Origin of the sequence: Sporosarcina ureilytica (assembly GCF_001753205.1) — a bacterium.
Taxonomy (GTDB): Bacteria; Bacillota; Bacilli; order Bacillales_A; family Planococcaceae; genus Sporosarcina; species Sporosarcina ureilytica.
On record NZ_CP017560.1, the window covers coordinates 2,454,659 to 2,475,677 of the forward strand.

The 21,019-nt window shown below is 39.3% G+C and carries 18 protein-coding genes; all 18 read right to left on the reverse strand.

Going from position 1 to position 21,019, the window contains the following annotated elements; translation table 11 throughout:
* Nucleotides 1-166: 166 nt before the first annotated feature.
* The gene (locus BI350_RS12185) at nucleotides 167-1,126 is read right to left on the reverse strand and encodes an ABC transporter permease (protein WP_075528367.1); all 960 of its coding nucleotides are present in this window, start codon (nucleotides 1,124-1,126) and stop codon (nucleotides 167-169) included.
* A 1-nt stretch (nucleotide 1,127) separates the two neighbouring features.
* The gene (locus BI350_RS12190) at nucleotides 1,128-2,174 is read right to left on the reverse strand and encodes an ABC transporter permease (RefSeq protein ID WP_075528368.1); all 1,047 of its coding nucleotides are present in this window, start codon (nucleotides 2,172-2,174) and stop codon (nucleotides 1,128-1,130) included.
* Nucleotides 2,164-3,735 (reverse strand): ABC transporter ATP-binding protein, encoded by a 1,572-nt coding sequence (locus BI350_RS12195; protein ID WP_075528369.1) that lies wholly within the window; start codon nucleotides 3,733-3,735, stop codon nucleotides 2,164-2,166. Before BI350_RS12195 ends, BI350_RS12190 begins: the two co-directional genes overlap by 11 nt.
* Nucleotides 3,736-3,925: 190 nt before the next feature.
* Complete coding sequence (locus tag BI350_RS12200; RefSeq protein WP_075528370.1) at nucleotides 3,926-5,011, reverse strand: BMP family lipoprotein; 1,086 nt, start codon at nucleotides 5,009-5,011, stop codon at nucleotides 3,926-3,928.
* Between the two features lie 53 nt (nucleotides 5,012-5,064).
* Complete coding sequence (locus BI350_RS12205) at nucleotides 5,065-5,790, reverse strand: GntR family transcriptional regulator (protein ID WP_075528371.1); 726 nt, start codon at nucleotides 5,788-5,790, stop codon at nucleotides 5,065-5,067.
* A 337-nt stretch (nucleotides 5,791-6,127) separates the two neighbouring features.
* Nucleotides 6,128-8,461 (reverse strand): DNA translocase FtsK, encoded by a 2,334-nt coding sequence (locus tag BI350_RS12210; protein ID WP_075528372.1) that lies wholly within the window; start codon nucleotides 8,459-8,461, stop codon nucleotides 6,128-6,130.
* A gap of 301 nt (nucleotides 8,462-8,762) precedes the next feature.
* A complete protein-coding gene (locus BI350_RS12215) occupies nucleotides 8,763-10,430 on the reverse strand; it encodes a ribonuclease J (protein ID WP_075528373.1) in 1,668 nt (555 codons plus the stop codon).
* Nucleotides 10,431-10,697: 267 nt separating this feature from the next.
* Nucleotides 10,698-11,585, reverse strand: coding sequence for a 4-hydroxy-tetrahydrodipicolinate synthase (gene dapA / locus BI350_RS12220; protein ID WP_075528374.1), 888 nt, complete (start codon nucleotides 11,583-11,585; stop codon nucleotides 10,698-10,700).
* 19 nt (nucleotides 11,586-11,604) lie between these two features.
* Nucleotides 11,605-12,645, reverse strand: a complete 1,041-nt coding sequence (locus BI350_RS12225; protein WP_075528375.1) for an aspartate-semialdehyde dehydrogenase — start codon at nucleotides 12,643-12,645, stop codon at nucleotides 11,605-11,607.
* Nucleotides 12,646-12,724: 79 nt separating this feature from the next.
* The gene (locus tag BI350_RS12230; RefSeq protein WP_075528376.1) at nucleotides 12,725-13,315 is read right to left on the reverse strand and encodes a dipicolinate synthase subunit B; all 591 of its coding nucleotides are present in this window, start codon (nucleotides 13,313-13,315) and stop codon (nucleotides 12,725-12,727) included.
* Between the two features lie 12 nt (nucleotides 13,316-13,327).
* Nucleotides 13,328-14,101, reverse strand: coding sequence for an NAD-binding protein (locus BI350_RS12235; protein WP_075528377.1), 774 nt, complete (start codon nucleotides 14,099-14,101; stop codon nucleotides 13,328-13,330).
* A complete protein-coding gene (locus BI350_RS12240) occupies nucleotides 14,094-14,366 on the reverse strand; it encodes a YlmC/YmxH family sporulation protein (protein ID WP_342672181.1) in 273 nt (90 codons plus the stop codon). Before BI350_RS12240 ends, BI350_RS12235 begins: the two co-directional genes overlap by 8 nt.
* 68 nt (nucleotides 14,367-14,434) lie before the next feature.
* On the reverse strand, nucleotides 14,435-15,664 hold the full coding sequence (locus BI350_RS12245) for a M16 family metallopeptidase (protein WP_075528379.1): 1,230 nt from the start codon (nucleotides 15,662-15,664) through the stop codon (nucleotides 14,435-14,437).
* Nucleotides 15,665-15,844: 180 nt separating this feature from the next.
* Nucleotides 15,845-17,965 carry a polyribonucleotide nucleotidyltransferase gene (gene pnp, locus BI350_RS12250; RefSeq protein WP_075528380.1) on the reverse strand — a complete coding sequence of 707 codons (2,121 nt, stop codon included), beginning with the start codon at nucleotides 17,963-17,965 and terminating at the stop codon, nucleotides 15,845-15,847.
* A gap of 308 nt (nucleotides 17,966-18,273) precedes the next feature.
* On the reverse strand, nucleotides 18,274-18,543 hold the full coding sequence (rpsO, locus tag BI350_RS12255) for a 30S ribosomal protein S15 (protein ID WP_075528381.1): 270 nt from the start codon (nucleotides 18,541-18,543) through the stop codon (nucleotides 18,274-18,276).
* Between the two features lie 134 nt (nucleotides 18,544-18,677).
* Nucleotides 18,678-19,619 carry a bifunctional riboflavin kinase/FAD synthetase gene (locus BI350_RS12260; protein ID WP_075528382.1) on the reverse strand — a complete coding sequence of 314 codons (942 nt, stop codon included), beginning with the start codon at nucleotides 19,617-19,619 and terminating at the stop codon, nucleotides 18,678-18,680.
* 58 nt (nucleotides 19,620-19,677) lie between these two features.
* Nucleotides 19,678-20,583 (reverse strand): tRNA pseudouridine(55) synthase TruB, encoded by a 906-nt coding sequence (gene truB, locus BI350_RS12265; protein ID WP_075528383.1) that lies wholly within the window; start codon nucleotides 20,581-20,583, stop codon nucleotides 19,678-19,680.
* Between the two features lie 71 nt (nucleotides 20,584-20,654).
* Entirely contained in the window at nucleotides 20,655-21,005 is a 351-nt protein-coding gene (gene rbfA / locus BI350_RS12270) for a 30S ribosome-binding factor RbfA (protein ID WP_075528384.1), read from the reverse strand.
* Between the last annotated feature and the right edge of the window lie 14 nt (nucleotides 21,006-21,019).

Here is a 21,019-nt window from a genome sequence, read left to right on the forward strand (position 1 = left end):
AGTTTTTCGTAATTATTAATCCACTCGTCAATTATTTTCAAGTAAATATAGGGAGAAAAGTCTATTTAGCGCGCATCCATAAATTACATCGAAACTTCACAATTATATGCATAAAAAAGCTGCCTGAAGTGCATTTAAAATGACTTCTTTGGCAGCTTTCGTATCATTAACGTCGCCCTTTAATATAAGGCTGACCGATTGCTTTCGGTGCATTTGCTCTACCGATAAATCCTGCAAGTGCAAGTATTGTTAACACATACGGTAAAATATGAAGATATACTGTCGGAACATCTTGGATATAAGGAATTTTCGAAGCACTAATGGCTAATGCTTGAGCAAAGCCGAAGAATAGTGCTGCTCCCATCGCTCCAATTGGATGCCACTTCCCGAAAATCAACGCAGCAAGTGCCATAAATCCTTGGCCATTTATGGTTGCATGTCCAAAGTCATTTGTAGTTGTAATTGCATACACAGCTCCACCTATTCCCGCAAGTGCACCTGAAATAATGACTGCAACATAACGCGTTCTCGTAACGTTAATTCCCATTGTATCGGCAGCCATTGGATGTTCACCGACGGAACGCAGGCGTAAACCAAATGGTGTTTTATAAATAACAAACCACGCGACTAATGCAACAGATATCGCCAAAATCGATGACCCATAGACAGACTTAAAGAACATCGGACCAATTATAGGAATGTCTTGTAAAATTGGGATATCAAATCGGGCAATTTTTTGCTGAATTAAATCCGTTTGACCTTTTCCAAAAATCATTTTTACAGAGAAAAGCGCAATTGCAATCCCCAACATATTAATAGCGACACCTGAAACGACTTGGTCTGCACGGAATGAGATAGAAGCAACCGCATGCAGAATCGAGAAAACTGCGGAAACAACCATAGCAACTAAAAGTGCAATCCAAGGTGTCCAGGAACCGAAAGTATCTGCATACAACAAGTTAAACAAAATCCCGATGAAAGCCCCCATGACCATGAGACCTTCTAATCCAATATTTACAACACCTGAGCGTTCAGAGAACACTCCGCCGATCGCTGTAAAGATTAACGGCGCTGCATACGCGATGGTTGCTGGAACGATAAAATATAATAAATCAAGAAAACTCATCTTACTTCGCCTCCTTTTTCTTACTCATTCGGTTTAATAAAACCCGTATGATATAGCCGGACGCGACAAAGAAAATAATAAGTGCAATGACAATAGATACAATTTCTATTGGTACACCAGCAGCATTTGGCATGTTATTAGCCCCGTACTTTAGAGAACCAAATAAGGTAGCACCAAAAACAACTCCGAGTGGCGTATTAGCGCCTAGTAGCGCAACCGCAATGCCATCAAATCCAATTCCAGTAAAACCAGCCATTGTAGAAATATTACCGAATGTACCGAGTGCTTCCATTGCGCCACCAAGTCCCGCAAATGCACCTGATATCACCATGGAAAGGACAATATTTTTATTCACATTCATACCAGCATACTGTGATGCATGGTCATTAAATCCAACCGCTTTTAACTCGTAACCTGTTTTTGTTTTTTCAAGAATAAACCACATAACACCAACCATAAGCAATGCAATGAGGATTCCATAATGTAATGTTGAGAAATCCGTTAAGTTAGATAAAAACTCCGAACGCAGTGACGCTGTCTGATGAATTCGGTCGATTTTATAACTGCCGCCTGAAATCGTAGAAATAAGCGCATTTACAATATGCAGTGCGACATAGTTCATCATAATCGTTACGATAACTTCATGAACACGTAATGTTGCTTTTAATATACCAGGAACAAGCGCCCATAATGCACCTGCTGCAGCTGCTGCTAACAATGCTAAAGGCAAATGAATAAATGTCGGCAATTGAAAAGCCATTCCAACATACGCGGCAGCAAACCAACCGACAATAAGTTGCCCTTCTACCCCGATATTAAATAGACCTGTTCGAAAAGCAAACGCGACCGCTAACCCCGCTAGTAAGTATGGGCTAATTTGTCGAATCGTTTCTCCGATAGCATATGAGCTTCCAAATATTCCATGCCATAACGCAATATATCCATTAATGGCATCATAACCGCTCATCCACATGACAATCGCCCCGACAAATAAGCCGAGAATAATTGAAATAATAGGTACGAGTATTTTTAAAACCCTATTTGGCATCGTGATTGTCACCTTCTTTCAATACAACTTCATCACCAACGACGACCATTTCATCTTTTGAATGACCTGCCATCAGAAGTCCAAGTTCTTGCTCATTCGTCTCGTTTTGATTGACGACATCAATGATTTGTCCATCGTAAATCACCGCAATACGATCTGAAACATTCATAATTTCATCGAGTTCGAAAGAGATTACTAGGACTGCTTTTCCGCGATCACGTTGTTCTATTAATCTTTTATGAATAAATTCAATAGCACCTACATCCAATCCACGTGTTGGAAGCGCAGCAATCAGAAGTTCCGGATCACGATCAATTTCGCGGCCGATAATTAACTTTTGTTGATTCCCTCCTGATAATGAACGTGCTAAAGCATGTTCACCTTGGGTCCGCACATCATACGCATCTATCAGTTCGCGTGCTTTTTTGGAGATAAGCTTATAATCCATGAATCCTTTATTTGAAATTGGTTTTTGATAATACGTTTGCAAGACGGCATTATAACCAACTGTAAAATCTAACACAAGTCCATGTTTATGCCTATCTTGTGGAATATGTCCTATTCCTGTTTCCGTAATTTCTCGCGGTTTTTTATTTGTTACATCTGCATTATTTATCGTAATCTTACCACTTTTCACTTTTTTAAGACCGGTAATCGCTTCGATTAACTCGGACTGACCATTTCCATCAATGCCTGCAATCCCAACAATTTCACCACGTCTAACGGACAAGTTTAGCTTTTTCACTTTCTCGATACCCCGAGAATCTTCTACAACAAGGTTTTCGACTTTTAACACTTCATCTTGCGGATTAGAAGGTCCTTTTTCAGTTTTAAATGATACTTGGCGTCCCACCATTAATGTCGCCAATTCTTCAGGATCCGTTTCAGATGTATTCACAGTGCCGATACCTTCACCTTTTCGAATTACCGTTACTCTATCAGAAACATCCATAATTTCTTGCAATTTATGTGTAATGATAATGATAGATTTGTCTTCTTGAATGAGTTTTTTCATAATTTGAATTAACTCATTAATTTCTTGAGGAGTTAACGATGCTGTTGGCTCATCAAAGATAAGAATTTCAGCTCCACGATAAAGCGTTTTTAATATTTCAACACGTTGTTGCATACCTACAGAAATATCTTCAATTTTCGCATACGGATCAACATTCAACCCATAAAGCTTAGATATTTCCTCTACTTTCTTAGCTGCCCCGCGAATATTAATAACGCCTCTTTTTTTCGGTTCATTCCCTAAAATAATATTTTCAGTTACCGTTAAATTTTCAACGAGCATGAAATGTTGGTGCACCATTCCTATCCCTAAATCGTTTGCGATATTAGGATTAGAAATATTTACTCTCTCTCCGCGCACACGTATTTCTCCGGCTTCCGGTTGATAAAGACCGAAAAGAATATTCATTAAGGTGGATTTTCCTGCACCATTTTCACCTAACAATGCGTGAATCTCACCTTTTTTTAATTGCAAATTAATATTATCATTTGCAACAAAGTTTCCAAATTCTTTTCTAATCCCTAACATTTCTATTACATACTCCAATGAGTTCACTCCCTTACAACTATGACTTATTTCTATTAAGTTATTCTTCAAAATAAAAATAATTTAATACAAGAAAGACTTTCAAAACATGAAAATCTTTCCTCTACTAATTTACAAAAACTACGTATTTATCTCATAAATAAAGACCGGAATAAGACCGGTCTTTATTTAGGCTTTTCAAGCCATTATATTACTTCTTCTTTTGTCGCTCTGTTGGCACTTCAATTTCGCCGCTAGTGACTTTTTCAATGTATTCTTGGATTTTCGCATTAACATCTTCTGGAATTGCTCCACGAGAATCAGCTAATCCAACACGGTCTTCATTTATACCGTAGACAATTGTTTCGCCACCCGGGAACTCGCCTTTTTTCGCCAACTCAGCAATGTCTACAACTGAAGCATCGACACGCTTAAGTGCAGAAGTTAACGTAACGTTATGCTCGCCAACTTGTCCTTCGTCATATTGGTCGGAGTCTACACCAATTACCCATATATTCGCATCTGGATTTGCTGATTTACGCTCTTTGGCTTCAGCGAATACACCGTTACCCGTTGCACCTGAAGCGTGGAAAATGATGTCCACACCCGAAGAATACATTAAGTTTGCAGTTGCTTTCCCTAATTCAGCTTTATCAAACGCACCCGTGTAATCGATATCAATTTTTATGTCAGGGTTTACAGCTTCAACGCCCGCTACAAATCCTGCTTCAAAACGTTCAATTACTGGGATATCCATTCCACCAACAAAACCGACTTTATTTGACTCTGTCATAAGTGCCGCAGCAACCCCTGCTAAATAGCCGGCTTCCTGGTCTTTAAACAGAATGCTTGCAACGTTTGGTTGGTCAACTTCACCGTCAATTATCGCAAAATTTGTATCCGGACGTTGCTCTGCAATTTCATTAATCGCATCGACAATAATAAAACCTACACCGAAAATTAAATCAAAATCACGTTGAACGAGTCTGTTTAGGTTCGGCATATAATCCGAGTCATCGTTGGATTGTAAATAGTCGTATCCACCGTCTCCTCTTTCCATATTGTTATCCGCACCAAAATCTTGAATTCCTTTCCAAGCTGACGTGTTGAATGACTTGTCGTCAATACCGCCAACATCAGTTACCATCGCAACTGAGAATTCAGATTTTTCACCTGAAGTATCAGAACCTGCATTATTGTTTTCTTCTTTTTTACCTTTATCCGTTCCACACGCTGCTAGAAAAACGCTTACAACAAGCATCGCGGCTAATAAAAGGCTAAACCTACGTTTTTTCATTACAAATAGACCTCCCTATTTTTTCTTATATATTAGTATGACGCTATTGCGTCTTATACCCTTTTACGTACTACGTGAAAACTGAATTTATCCGCTCTAAAATAGTTTTTCGAATAGAGAACCATCTCACCGTCATCACTATAATGTTTTTGTATTAACGCCAATAAAGGAATATCAATACCACATCTTAATAATGAAGATGCCTCCTCATCGTAATCGATTGGCTCAATTTGTGCCACCGCTTGTGTAATCCGAATATCTCCAGATTGTTCAATGGCGTCAAATATCGAGGTTTTCAAAAGTTCGTCAGCGCCTACCGGAAAGTTTTTCGCCAACACTTGATCAATACAAAATACGACAGGCTGGCCATCCGCAGTTCTCAAGCGTTTAATTGTAATGATTTTATCAGTTTCCCCATAATTAAACCTCTTAATACTAGCATCTGTAGCATCCGTTTCAGATACATCCATAAGGATTGTTCCAGACTCCATTCCCGCCTGTTCAATCATCGTAGTCACACTAGTTAATTCTTCTATTCCCGATGTAAACAATGGTTTAGGATTAACGAAAGTACCGACACCATGCTTCCGGACAACGACTTTCTCACTTTCTAAAATTTGAAGCGCTTTACGTAAAGTCGCTAAACTTACGCCCAAACTTTTTGCAAGTTCAAATTCGTTAGGGATTCGTTCGTTTGCTTTAATTACACCTGATTCAATGTCTCGTTTTAACTGTTCTATTACATTCTTGTATGTTTTTCCTTGATCAGCATTTTCCATAACAACATTCACCTCCAGGCTAATATGCAATGCAACTACCCCTATGTCCTTTGTCAACTTTACTATAACACTTTCGACTCATAAAATAAACATGCTTTTTGCAATTGTATTATTCGGAAATTAACGAAACGTAGGAAGTTTTTGTTTTATTAACCAAGCTAGGATCCGCTTGATTCTGCTGATATCTTTTAGGAGCAGCAGTAAAAACATAAGTTGAACTTATGCTTGTACAATACAGACTTAAGCACTATAAATATTCCCACAATTTGTTTGATGAATCTTTTAAAAGTTGTATATCCCCCCACTAGCCAGTGGGAGATATATACAATATGAAAAATCAATACTCACTTTCCCCTTTATCGACAAGCACTTGACGCGGTCTACTTCCATCCGGTGGCCCTACAATCCCTCGCATCTCCATTTGGTCAACGATACGAGCTGCTCGCGAATAACCAATTCTAAAACGTCGTTGCAACATGGATACAGACGCCGTTTGCATATCGGTGACCAACTGAACGGCATCATCATAAAGTTCGTCTGTCTCTTCGTGAGGCGGAACTTCAACCACCTCTGTCGGTATCATTTCTTCTTGATATTGAGCCTTTTGTTGCTCGATCACAAAGTCGACAACCGCCTCTACTTCACTATCAGAAACGAAAGCACCTTGAATTCTCACTGGCTTTGAACCACCTGCTGGTAAAAAGAGCATATCGCCTCTTCCCAATAACTTATCGGCACCCCCACTATCTAAAATGGTTCTAGAGTCAATTGCCGATGAAACTGCAAATGCGATTCTCGATGGGATGTTGGCTTTAATTACACCAGTAATGACATCGACACTCGGTCTTTGTGTAGCAATAATTAAATGAATACCCGCCGCACGAGCCATTTGAGCAAGTCGTGTAATTGAATCTTCAACATCACTAGAAGCGACCATCATTAAATCCGCTAGTTCATCAACAATTACAACGATATAAGGCATATGTGGATGTTTTTCATCGTTTTCTTCATTCCACACATCGATATGTGTATTATAGCCTTCAATATTTCTTGTACCAGTATGGGAAAACAATTCATAACGGCGTTCCATTTCAGAAACAACCTTTTGCAATGCTTGTGCTGCTTTCCTAGGATCCGTTACGACGGGCGCAAGTAAATGCGGAATTCCATTGTAGACATTCAATTCGACCATTTTAGGGTCAATCATCATCATTTTTACTTCATGCGGTTTCGTACGCATTAAAATACTAATAATAATGCCATTAATACAAACACTCTTCCCGCTTCCCGTAGACCCTGCAATTAGCATATGTGGCATTTTATTTAACTCAGTAAGGATCGCCTGTCCAGTAACATCCCGACCTAGTGAAATCATCAGTTTGGCATCAGGTGAATTATTCTCTTTGGACTCAATCACTTCTCGCAAACTGACAACTGCAACGTTCGTGTTTGGAACTTCGATCCCGACAGCAGACTTACCAGGGATGGGCGCTTCAATGCGGAGGTCACTAGCTGCAAGCGCTAATGCCAAGTCATCAGTCAAACTTACAATTCTACTTACTTTTACGCCTGCGTCCGGCAAAACTTCATATTTGGTGACGGCAGGACCTAAATGAACTTGTGTCACACGTGCTTTTACGCCAAAACTTAAAAACGTCTCTTCTAATTTTTTTGCATTCGCTTGAATGGAATCATATTCACCTGATTGGTCATTATAAGGCGTTTCTTTAAGCAATGATGGAGGTGGTAAAATATAAGATTCATTCTCCTCTTCACCTGTCACTCCGCTATAAGTTTCTATTTCCTCTGGCGATTCTTCCGCTGGAGTTGGCTCCTCTACAGGTGCAGGTTCCGGAATTTCTTCTTTCTTTTCAATTCGTTCATTAAAAGCCGAAATAATCGGTTGTGTAGGCGGTTCTTCAGCAACCTCTACTGCCATGGCCGGAACTTGTACAGGCTCCTTCTCTTTTACCTGTTTTTTCTTTTTTGATCTCGACTGTCTTGTAGGGGCTGGTTGCTCCTGTTGTACTTTCTTTTCCCGCTTAAACATATCGCTAATCATTTGTTTGGTAGAACCGTAAAATTTAGGTGCGGTTTCTGCAAGATAAGGAATGAACGCTTTCCCCGACAACAAAACTAGGCCAATTAAAAGTAATAGCACCCCCGCCACTTTTGCACCTGTAGAATCAAATAATGAATAAAACAATGCATAAATAAAAGCGCCTACCATTCCCCCACCAAGCGATCCGCTTCGTGAAGCAATTCCATCATTTGTGACGAGTACATGCCACGTCTGTTTAATGGATGAGTTTGTCATCAATACTCGATTTTCAGACATGGCATCGAATAAGGATACATGGCTAAATAAAAGAAGACTCGCCAGTACGAATAAGCTCCCGATGAGTATTCGATTTTTCCAGCCTCCTACTTTGCGCTTAATCATAAAGATAAGCGCTTGAATAATTAGTAATAATGGGATAGCCACATGCCAATTTCCGAATAAAAACCTTGAAGCTGAGGAAAGTACGTTTCCTGCTGGTCCTAGTTCAAAAATAATAATCACAGCTAAACCAATCATTACTAAACCAATAATTTCATAAAGCAAAGGATTTAAACCTGTCTGTTTTTTCTTTCTTGGTTTTGCTTTTCTTCGTCTCTTATTTCTTGACATGTTCCTCCTCCTTTCGCATCTTTATTTCTTTAAAATAAGGTATATCACGTTAAATGTTGATTTTCGTTCCGGGCGGACGCTTTCCGTGGGGCCGGCGGTAAGCCTCCTCAGTCGCTTCGCTCCCTGTGGGGTCTTACCTGTCCGGCTAATCCCACTGGAGTCGCCGCCCTCCACTACAATCAACAGAGACACCCTCATTTAAAATTAGCAATTATAAATTCACTCAACATTTCTTCACTAAACAAAAAGGATTTCCCGCCGGTTAGACGGCAAGGAAACCCTTCGGCATGTTCTAAATCTGTTAATATTCCATAATAATAGGAATGATCATCGGTCTTCTTTTCGTCTGTTGGTACAAGTAAGAACTTAATGTATCACGAATCTCTGTCTTTATCCCTGTCCACTCAAACGACTTCTTAGTCACATGTTTGTCAACTATTTTTCGAACAAGCTTTCTCGCTTCTTCTAACAATTCTTCCGATTCACGAACATAGACAAATCCTCGAGACACTATCTCAGGACCTGCTGCAATTCGCTTTTGTTTACGATTCAGTGTAATGACAACCGTGAAAATTCCATCTTGTGACAAAAGTTTTCGATCCCGTAAAACAATATTTCCTACATCTCCAACTCCGATTCCATCTATTAGGACATTCCCAGCTTGGACGCGGCCACTCATGCGCATTTTATTATTTTTATACTCTACAATATCGCCTTTATCTGCGATGAAAATACTAGTCTTTTTAATACCTGTTTGTTGCGCAAGTTTTGAATGCGCAATCAACATACGATACTCCCCTTGGATTGGGATAAAATATTTAGGCTGCATTAAATTTAACATTAATTTCAGGTCTTCTTGACTTCCGTGTCCGGAGACATGCACTTTTCTACTTGAAGTTAAAACCCTTGCACCTTTTTTAGAAAGTTGATTCATCGTCTCATACATGGATACTTCCATTCCCGGAGACGGTGTAAATGTAATGAGCACTGTATCAGTGTCGTTAATTTTAATATCTTTGTGATGGTTGCGCACAATTTTTTCCAGGGCATCTAATGGTTCACCTTTATTCCCCGTGACGATTATGACAACCTCATCGTTTTCATACTTATCTAGCTCTTGTACCGGAATAACGACATCATCTTCAATTGTTAAATACCCAAGGTTCATGCCAACTTCGAAATAGCTTTCAAGACTCTTTCCTACAACAGCAACTTTTTTCCCTGATTCAAACGCTTTATCGAATACTTGCTGAATTCGAATAAAGTTAGAAGCATAAAGTGCAACAAGAATACGTCCTTTTGCTTCATGAAATGTCTTAGAGAGATGTGTTTCAATGACTGATTCAGAAGTTGTGTAGCCAGGACGCTCAGCTTCTGAGGAATCAGACATTAAAATAAAGACGCCTTTCTCCCCTAAGTTTGCCATTTTACCAATGTCAGGACGATATTTTCCTTTTGCGGATTGGTCAAATTTAAACTCGCCTGTATGAACAATCGCACCCTCACTCGTATTGAACACAATACCAAGAGAATCTGGAATGCTGTGCGTCGTATTGAAAAAAGTCACATGTGTACGATTAAAATTCATGCGGCTTCTATTCGTCACTTCAAAAAATCGAATCGGATACGGCGCAGGCATATCTTTCAAATGCTCTTTTGCTAACGCTAACGTTAATTTCGAACCATAAACAGGTGCTTGTACAACTTGTAATAAATACGCTAGTGAGCCAATCGCATCCTCATGTCCGTGCGTTAAAAATATTCCTTTTACACGTTCCTTATTTTCTTCAACGTATGTAAGGTCAGGTATGACAATGTCGATTCCTAGCATTTCACTTTCCGGAAACATAAGCCCCGAATCTACGATAAACATTTCATCGTCAATTTCTACGACATACATCGCTTTTCCAACTTCCCCTACCCCTCCGAGGGGAATGATTCTAATACATTCGTTTTTTATTTTTGTCAATTTTTTTCCTCCTAATTCTACTTCCCGGCCAGTTCAGCTATTTTTCATTATACGTGACGAATCGTTTTGGTACAAATATAAAAGTTAAAGAAGACAGCGATTTTATTTTATGTATTTTTAGAATAAAGGAAGCTAATCACTACAGGCATAAGTCGAACTGTCGACGTGGCGAACTTTGCCACATAGACAGTTTGCTTATGACCCGAGCGGTTGCCACCTGAAGCTAGAAAACAAAAAAAGCCGGTCTCATTTTTAACCGGCTTTTCCTTAAATAAAAATCCGTTTCGAACTTTGAAAGTTCTTAATAGCTTGATTCACATCGTTTTCATCTTCTAATCCTACTAACGGTAGTCTCACTTCACCTACATCTACCCCAAACACTTTAAGCGCATATTTAATAGGTACTGGATTCGGCGCTGTAAATAATGCATTAAATAATGGCAAAAGGGTGCGGTGCATTGTTGCCGCCACAGCCGTACGTCCTTCCAAATGTGCGGCAATCATTTTCTGCATTTCATTCCCTACAATATGAGAAGAAACAGAAACAACCCCATCTCCACCAATTGCAAGCAATGGCAATGCCAATGCATCATCACCGCTGTAGACCTTAAATTCATCGTCAGTACCACTAATAATTGCAGCCATTTGCGCCAGATCCCCACTCGCTTCCTTGATCGCACGAATGTTTTTTATTTTCGATAACGCAATGGTCGTTGCCGGCAGCATATTAATGACTGAACGTCCCGGAATATTATATAAAAGGATTGGCAACTCGGTCTCATTGGCAATGGTCGAAAAATGTGCGAACAAACCTTTTTGGTCCGGCTTGTTATAGTAAGGTGTCACAAGCATAATTCCATCCACTCCGCACTTTTCAGCGAGCTTTGTCGCTCCTATAGAGCCAGCCGTCGAATTGCTTCCTGTCCCCGCTATAATCGGAATTCTACCATTCACTCTTTTCACAGTAAACGTGAGCAGCTCTTCCATTTCTTTTCTTGTTAAAGTAGGAGATTCGCCAGTCGTTCCACAAACAACTAATGAGTCCGAGCTATTCTCTATAAGGTGTTCAATTAACTGAGCAGTTTTTTCAAAATCAATGTCTCCTGTTTGTGAAAAAGGGGTGACCATCGCCGTTGATATTCGTCCGAGTTCCATTTTATCCTTCCTTTTCAAATCATATAGATGTTTTTATCTCAACAAGGCTTTCCGCTATTTGAACAGAGTTTAAAGCGGCCCCTTTCAATAAATTATCCGACACAACCCATAAATGGAAGCCAGTAGAAACATCTGGATCTTTTCGAATACGACCTACAAACACATCGTCTTTTCCTTCCGCAAATAAAGGCATCGGATATGTTTGAGTATCTACATCGTCTTGCAAAACAATACCTTTCGCATGACTAAGGACATCTCGTATTTCTTCAACTGTTACATTTTCTTGATCTACTTCTATATATAAAGATTCTGAGTGCCCAGTTACGATAGGGAGACGTACGCACGTTGCAGAAACTTGCAACTTCGGCATATTGAATATCTTTTTCGTCTCGTTCATCATTTTCAGTTCTTCAAGTGTATATCCTGAAGCGTCAAAAGCGTCAATTTGTGGAATTGCATTAAATGCGATTGGATAATGTTTTTTCCCTGCAGCTGAGGGTAATAATTTCCCTTCAATTTCTGCACGACCTTCCAGTTGGTCAGATTGCGCATGTAACTCATCAATCGCTTCTGCACCTGCTCCTGAAACAGCTTGATACGTTGACACGACAATTCGTTTCAAACCAAACTTTTCTCGAATTGGCTCCAATGCTGCGACCATTTGAATCGTAGAACAGTTTGGATTGGCAATAATTCCGTTATGTTGACGAAGTGCATCTAAATTCACTTCTGGTACGACAAGTGGAATATCCTCAACCATCCGAAAAGCGCTCGTATTATCTATTACGACTGCTCCGCGTTTTACTGCTTCCTGTGCAAACATTTCAGAAATTTTACCGCCTGCACTAAAAAATGCAATATCTACTCCATCAAATGCTTCTGGAACAGTTTCTTCAACAACAAATTGCATTCCGCCTACTTCTACTTCATTTCCTGCCGATCTTTTTGAAGCAAGCAACTTTATTGAACTTGAAGGAAAATTTCTTTCAAGTAATTTTTCTAATATTTTTGTCCCAACCGCTCCTGTTGCACCAACAATCGCTACATTCACTTTACCCATTCTAAATCTCCCTTTCAGCATCTATGCAGTAGTATTGGAAAGATTATATCATAAGTATGACTCTAGCGTGTAAGAACCTTCACTTTTCTTCGTGAATTATTAATAGTGGCTGTAATTGCTCTTTTCTAATAGCGGCTTCTGCGGCTGGTACCATGCGGGTAAAATCAGAGATAAGGGAGTTTGGTTTTTTGAATGGGTCATCTTGACCAAATGGAATAAAGAAGACATTTTTCATATTAAGGAGTTTCATAATATTCGGCCCATTTAACCCGAGTGCGTCATTCGTGGAAATTCCTAATAAGACAGGACTACCATTTCGTAATGTGGCTTTCGCCGCCATTAACACTGGTGAATCTGTTGCAGCATTTGCAAATTTACTAAGGGAATTTCCTGTAATCGGGGCAATAATCATACAATCTACGGGCGTACTTGGTCCAAAAGGTTCAGCACCTACAATGGTCGAGATGACCTTTTCGCCAGTTGCCTTTTCAATCCTTTCAATCCATTCCTCTCCGGTTCCAAATCTAGTAGCAGCAGTAAGAACTGAATGTGTAATGACCGGAACTACCGTCGCACCTGCATCTTTTAAAGAATCTATCATGGGAATCACTTCTTCATACGTACAATGTGAGGCGGTTATTCCAAGGCCAATCCGCTTTCCTTGTAACATTTATTTCCCCTTTCATCTTCGGTTTATCCGTTTGAGCGCATCTCTTAAAGCATTTGCTGCATCAAACGGAAAATGCTTCCCCGGCAGACCAGGGAGTAATGTATAATATTCAACATTTTCCGTTTCAGCTAGGCAGCCCGGTGCTGATGCCAGATCAAAGATGAAGCGGGGTTGCTGGTTTCCAATTTTTAACCATTTAGCTGGGATTGTATTAACCAAATACGCACCTTCCAATGGTAAATCTTCTGCAATCGAAGCAATTTGATAGCCAAGCATTTTTGCCTCCGCAAGTTGTGCCTCCGCACGAGCAACAACCATTACGCGCCCGCCGACACCGCGAAGCATCTCAGCAACCATTTTTCCAACTCTTCCGAAACCTGCAATGAGAAATAGGCTATCTCTAATTGTTCGGTCCGTTTCCATATAAAATTCTTTCAAAAAAGCTTCGGCGGTGATATGTGCATTTTCCCATATATATAATTCTTCCTTCAAATAGGAATGGATGGATAAACCCGCCTCTTGAAAAGACTTCAACCATTCCGTTGATGTAACCCCCGTATACAATGTCGGTTTGTTTTTTAGTAATTCAACTGGAATGGTTCCTGTCATTTGTAAAATCGGAAAAACAATATGATTTGGTTGAAAATGAATGATTTCATTACTTAATTCCTCAGAATAATGATCCGTTTGCACAATTCGGCAGTCATATCCGTCCCCACTCATTAAGTTTTTACACACATTGAGTCGTTCATCTGTGCCAATAAATAACCATTTTTGATTACTCATCTAAATAAACCTCATCCATCCGACTTGTTTTACCAAAAAGAATGCGATGCTCACCAATCAAAACAATTTCTTCCCATGGAATAAACTCCTCAGAAGCATCATTTTTAAACCCAAACAGCCCCGTTCTTTTTTTAATTTCTAATCCAATAATTTCTCCAGTTTCTCCATTAAAAATTAAATCCGTATCCGCGAGAAGTCCGTAACGTACGCCATCTTTCACTTGTATTAATTCTTTTTGTGCAAGTTCCGATAGTAACAACTTCATTCTCCTCTCTTCTTCTTTTTATCAATATATGACTAGAATCCGAAAAGATTGTTAACGAAGTTCAATTTCTAGCGTGTGGGTGGCGTAATTATTGAGATAGCCGGCTTCTTACAAAATAGATAAGCGATCATTTTTTCCACATTTAATTTTGTGACGCCAGTTATTTTAGTAACAACTTCTTCTACATTTAAATTAGATTGTAATAAAAGTTCTTGATGACCATTACGCGACATACGTGATTCAGTACTCTCAAGTCCTAATAAAAAGCCAGTGATCACAGACTGTTTCGCATTCTCCAATTCTTCTTCAAGAATGCCTTCTGATAATAAAGTTTGAATAACTGATTGAATCGTGTTTTGTAATGCCTCCAAATTTTCTGGCGAGGTTCCCCCATATATAATAAATGACCCCGCCTCCTCATAAGACGAATAATAAGAATAAATGGAATAAGCAAGCCCGTGCTCCTCGCGAACCTCTTGAAATAATCTAGAAGACATCCCACCGCCAATGATGCAATCTGCAATCGCTAATTCATATTTCCGTTCATCTTGAATGGATAACGATGGGAATCCTAAACAAAGATGAGCTTGTTCGATATCTTTTTCCTTTACAGACACATTTGAATGAAATGCAGGAGCTATGTTCGTGGGTCCTTTTTGTATTGCATACACGCTTTTAAAGGCGCCAAATAACCGTTCAACAGAACTGATGAGGGTTTCATCATAATTTCCAGCGATTGAAATCACGATATTCTCAGGCCTATACAATCGATTCATAAAGCTTTGAATAGATTGCTTGGTAAATTTAAGAACTGATTGTTTTGTCCCTAAAACCGGCTTGCCTATCGGGTGATCGGGATACATCGTTTTCCATAATTGTTCATGTACGTCATCATCCGGAGTATCTTCACACATCGCTATTTCTTCTAAGATCACTAATTTTTCTTTTGCTATTTCTTCTTTATCAAATTTCGAATGTAAAAGCATGTCTTCTAAAATAGTTAATGCATTTTCTGCATGCTCTTTTAATACCGTTGTATGAACACAAGTCGCTTCTTTAGAAGTAAATGCATTTAACTCACCGCCAATCCGGTCAAACTCTTCAGCAATCGTTTTGGCAGTTCTACTCGTAGTTCCTTTGAACAGCATATGTTCAATGAAATGAGCCAAGCCCGCTTCTTCTTTCAATTCATCTTTTGAACCCGCTTGAATCCAAACCCCTAACGCGACCGAACGAACATGCGGCATATATTCATGAACAATTCGTACACCATTTGTGCATACGCTTTTTTTGACCATACAAACTCCCCCTTTCAACTATCAAAGGCATTGGACAATCCTATTTTGCCATATGTGTAAAGATGATGTATAGGCTATTTGGAATGCCATACCTCCGCATACATCAACAATTGGCTTTTCTATATTTATGCGATAAAAAAAGGCCTTACGATTAGGCCTTAAATGTTGCGTTAACTATAATTATTTACCTTCTTTTTCTGCTGCTTTTTTCTCTTCAATTAATACTTCTTTTCTTGATAAGTTGACGCGTCCTTGATTATCGATTTCGATAACTTTTACAAGAAGTTCGTCACCCATTTTCAAGGCATCTTCAACTGCTTTTGTTCGCTCTTCCGCAATTTGAGAAATATGAAGTAGTCCATCTTTACCAGGGAATATTTCTAGGAAAGCACCAAACTTTTCAATACGTTTAACTTTACCTAAGTAATACTCGCCTACTTTTGCTTCGCGAACGATATTTTCAATCATCTCTTTTGCTTTTTGGTTCATTTCGCTATTTGAAGAAGAAATGTAAATCGTTCCGTCTTGTTCTGTATCGATTTTCACATCTGTTTCTTCAATAATTTTATTAATTACTTTACCGCCAGGTCCAATAACATCACGGATTTTATCTGGATTAATTTGGATTTTCACAATTTTAGGCGCGAATTCTGATAGCTCTTCACGTGGACTTTCAATAACCGAATTCATATGTTCAAGAATATGCAAACGTCCAATTTTTGCTTGCGTCAAAGACTCTTCAAGAATTTCACGTGAAAGTCCTTCGATTTTAATATCCATTTGAAGTGCAGTAATTCCTTTTTCTGTTCCTGCTACTTTAAAGTCCATATCACCGAGTGCATCTTCCATCCCTTGAATATCTGAAAGGATTGAATAATTCTCGTCTCTCTTAACAAGTCCCATCGCAATACCCGCAACTGGTGCTTTCAACGGAACCCCTGCATCCATCATCGCCATTGTAGATGAACAAATAGATGCTTGAGAAGAAGAACCATTAGACTCAAGAACTTCTGCTACTAGGCGCATTGTATATGGAAATTCAGCTTCATCTGGTAAAACAGCTTCAAGCGCTCGTTCTCCCAATGCACCGTGTCCAATTTCTCGACGACCTGGTCCACGAATTGGGCCAGTTTCCCCTACACTAAAGTTCGGGAAATTATAATGATGCATAAAACGTTTAGACTCTTCAAGACCTAAACCATCAATGATTTGAACTTCCCCTAATGCTCCTAATGTACATACACTTAATGTTTGCGTTTGACCGCGTGTAAACAGAGCCGAACCATGCGTTCTTGGCAACATGCCGACATGAGATTCTAGCGGACGAATTTCTTCAGGTGCACGGCCATCTGGGCGTACTTTTTCATCAGAAATCAGTCGACGAACCTCTTCTTTCACGAGTTCAGATAATACTGCTTTAACTTGCTTCATTGTTTCTTCGTCTGCTTCTGCTGCCTCATACTTCTCGACAACTTCCGCTTTTACCGCTTCAATCGCATCTTCACGCTCATGCTTTTCTTTCGTTTGGATCGCGTCTGTTAAACGAGTTCCATAAGCCGATTCAATTTCAGTTTTCAACGCTTCATCTATTTCAAAGAGTGGAACTTCCATTTTCTCTTTTCCAACTTCAGCAGCAATCATCTCTTGGAACTCAACTAAACGAATAATTTCATTATGCCCAAACATAATTGCCTCTAGAATTACATCTTCCGTCACTTCAGATGCACCAGCTTCAACCATGTTAATTGCGTCTTTCGTTCCAGCAACAATGAGATCGAGATCGCTTTGCTCTTGCTGTTCTAACGTAGGATTTACAATAAACTCTCCATCAATACGGCCAATTTGAACACCTGCAATCGGGCCTTCAAATGGAATATCTGACACACATAATGCTAAAGATGAACCTATCATCGCAGCCATCTCAGGTGAACTGTCATTATCTACAGATAGGACTAACGAGATAACTTGTACGTCATTACGAAAACCTTCTGCAAATAAAGGGCGAATTGGTCGGTCAATCAGTCTACTCGTTAAAACTGCTTTTTCTGACGGACGGCCTTCTCGTTTAATAAAACCACCTGGTATTTTCCCAGCAGCATAAAGACGCTCTTCATAATTCACCGTTAACGGGAAGAAATCAAGACCTCTAGAATCCTTTGAAGCTGTCGCCGTTGAGAGCACTGTGGAATCTCCGTAACGGATTAGGACAGCGCCATTTGCTTGTTTTGCATATTGGCCAGTTTCAACGACCAATTGTCTACCAGCCCATTCGAGCGTGTAAACTTTCTTTTGTTCTGTCATGAGTGAACCCCTTTCCATTTATCAACAAACTAGATATCATACGTTGTATGTATTAATTGTAGTGTACCAAATAAGGCGGGATGATGCTAAATATTTGTAGCTGAAAACGATAACAATCCAAGCATTTATACCCAGACCATATGTTTAAGTTTGCATAATTCTTAGCTGCCTACTTATATTATCTCAAATTCAACTTTTTACTCTTCTGTTCCTTAACATTTATCATCTAACCGCTTTATGTTATAATTATCCATTTCTCTTCAGAATAATAAAAAGCGGGCAATGCCCGCTTTTAAGTAGTCATCTTATTATCGGCGTAGACCGAGTTTAGCGATAAGATTACGGTAACGCTCAACTTCATTGTTACGTAAGTACTTTAGAAGTTTACGGCGTGTTCCAACCATTTTCATAAGTCCACGACGTGAATGGTGGTCTTTCTTATGAGTAGATAAATGGCGGTTCAGGTTGTTAATCTCTTCAGTAAGGATAGCGATCTGAATATCTGCAGATCCAGTATCGTTTTCATGAGTTTTGAATTCTTCAATCAACTCATTTTTACGCTCTTGTGTAATAGCCATCCTTTTCACCTCCTATACAAAATATCCCCAATCTCCTCGCATACGTTGGTGATGCGTTATGCCAAGAAACGGTTCGTACCTTTATCAGTACCAATTTATCATAACATGTCTATTTTTCAATGTAAAGGAAACCGTTAACGTTCCAATAACATTTCTTTAGCACGCTCTTTATCTCTACTTATCTGTTCAATGAGTGCAGTAAAAGAGTCAAATTTCTTCTCGGGGCGTATGAAATATATCCACTCAACTGCAACAGCTTTCCCGTATATATCTTCTTCAAAATCCAATATATGTACTTCCACGGTTGTTTGTTGCTGTCCTTTTTCGAATGTCGGCTTTACGCCAACATTACAAACACCGTCATACTTTTTACCATCAATCATGATTTGAACCGCATATACACCATTTAGGGGAAGAATTGAGTCTTCAGGCGGTAAAATATTAGCAGTTGGAAATCCAAGTTTTCGCCCATTCTTTTCTCCGTGTACCACCGTACCAATTGTCCGAAAGTTTCTTCCAAGTAAAATGGCGGCTTTTTCCACTTTTCCTTCTGACAATAAAATTCTAATACGTGTAGACGAAACCTTGTCTTCTTGATCAATCACCTTACCAACAATCGTCGTCTCGTACATATCATTAGATAAACGCTCCATATCATGCATCGTTCCAGCACCTTTTGCACCAAAGGAATAATCAAAACCGGCCGTTACATGTTTGACGCCTAACTTCTTAATAAACACTTCAACAAACTGTTCTGGAGAAAGAGAAGCTAGAGCCTTATCAAATTTCACGACAAATAATACATCTACACCGAGGGAGCGAAGCACTGTTGCCTTCTCTTCAAATGGCGTAATATACCCCACCTTATTCTTGCCATCACCAAGCACATGGGATGGGTGTGGATTAAATGTCATCACTGCTGATTGAATCTCAAGTTCTCTTGCTTTATCGATTGCTTTTTGAATAACAGTTTGATGCCCTTTATGTAACCCATCGAAAAAACCGATGGCAAGCGAGTATTGACCTTCTTTATCTATTGAAACGTGATCAGGGTAATTTAGTTCATAAATCTCCACGTTTCCCCCTCCTTAAACTTACTGTTCTCGTGCTCTAGTTTAAGCGCCCTGAACTTTCCTATAACGGAAACATTTTTTCAGGTTTCATTAAGTCATCTTTTGTCGGATGTTTGATATAAACAGCCAATGCTTTGTTATGTTTAGTGAAAACAATTTTAGATTCTGTTTGTAATTTTGAATGGATTGGCAACACTTGCCCATTTACTATTTTACCATACATTTCATTGTCAACTTCAATAAAATGAAATTCACTTAAAGCTTCTTCAATTGGACGAATCTGTTCATCTAAGCAACTTTCTTCTTTGGCATGCGCAACTTCATCAAGTGTAAAACAATCTTCACGTTTGAAATTACCCGAAGCTGTTCGAATGAGTGAAGCCATATGTGCGGGATATCCTAATACCTCCCCAATTTGAACAGCAAGCGTGCGGATATACGTCCCTTTTCCACACTTAATTCGAATGGTAAATGTGATTTCAGGGCCTTCGAAATCTGTCTCTTTACTTAGCAATTCTAATTGTTCAATGAGCACTTTTCTCTCTGGTCTTTCAACTTCAATTCCCTTGCGCGCATACTCATACAACCTTTTACCTTTCACTTTTACTGCGGAGTACATTGGAGGAATTTGGGTGATTTCCCCCGTCAATTCGCGTAAGACCTCTTCAATTTCTTGACGATTAATTTTTTTCATTGACGTATCTTGTTTTACAACTGCCCCATCCGCATCTTCAGTTTCTGTCGATGTACCAATTGAGATCACTGCGATATATTCTTTTCCGCTATCCGTTATATATTCAGCAATTCTTGTTGCTTGACCGATGCAAATTGGAAGAACACCTTCCACATTCGGATCAAGCGTTCCAGTGTGACCGACTTTTTTGGTGCCGAGTATTTTTCGCAATTTAAAGACGCAATCATGCGATGTCATCCCTTTTTCCTTCCAAAGTGGCAGTATACCTTTCATGCAATTCCCTCAATTCTATATAAATGGAGGAAGCCGAAAAGTCCCCACGGACGTCGACTTCCTCCATCTAATTATGATTCATTTTCGTTATTTACTCGTGTAAGCAATGTTTGAATTCTGTTTCCATATTCGATAGATTCATCGAATTCGAAGTCAATTTCAGGTACTTTACGGAATCTAATTCGACTACCAATTTCGGTACGAATAAAACCTTTCGCCTTGTTTAAACCTTTTAATGTTGCTTCTTTCTCTTTATCATTTCCTAAAACCGAAATGAAAATAATGGCATTTTGAAGGTCACCTGTTACTTCGACATCTGTAACTGTAACAAAACCGATTCTCGGATCTTTCACTTTTTGAATAATGATTTCACCAAGTTCTTTTTTCATTTGTTCTGCAATACGATTCACACGTTTTGACATAGACTAGTCACCCC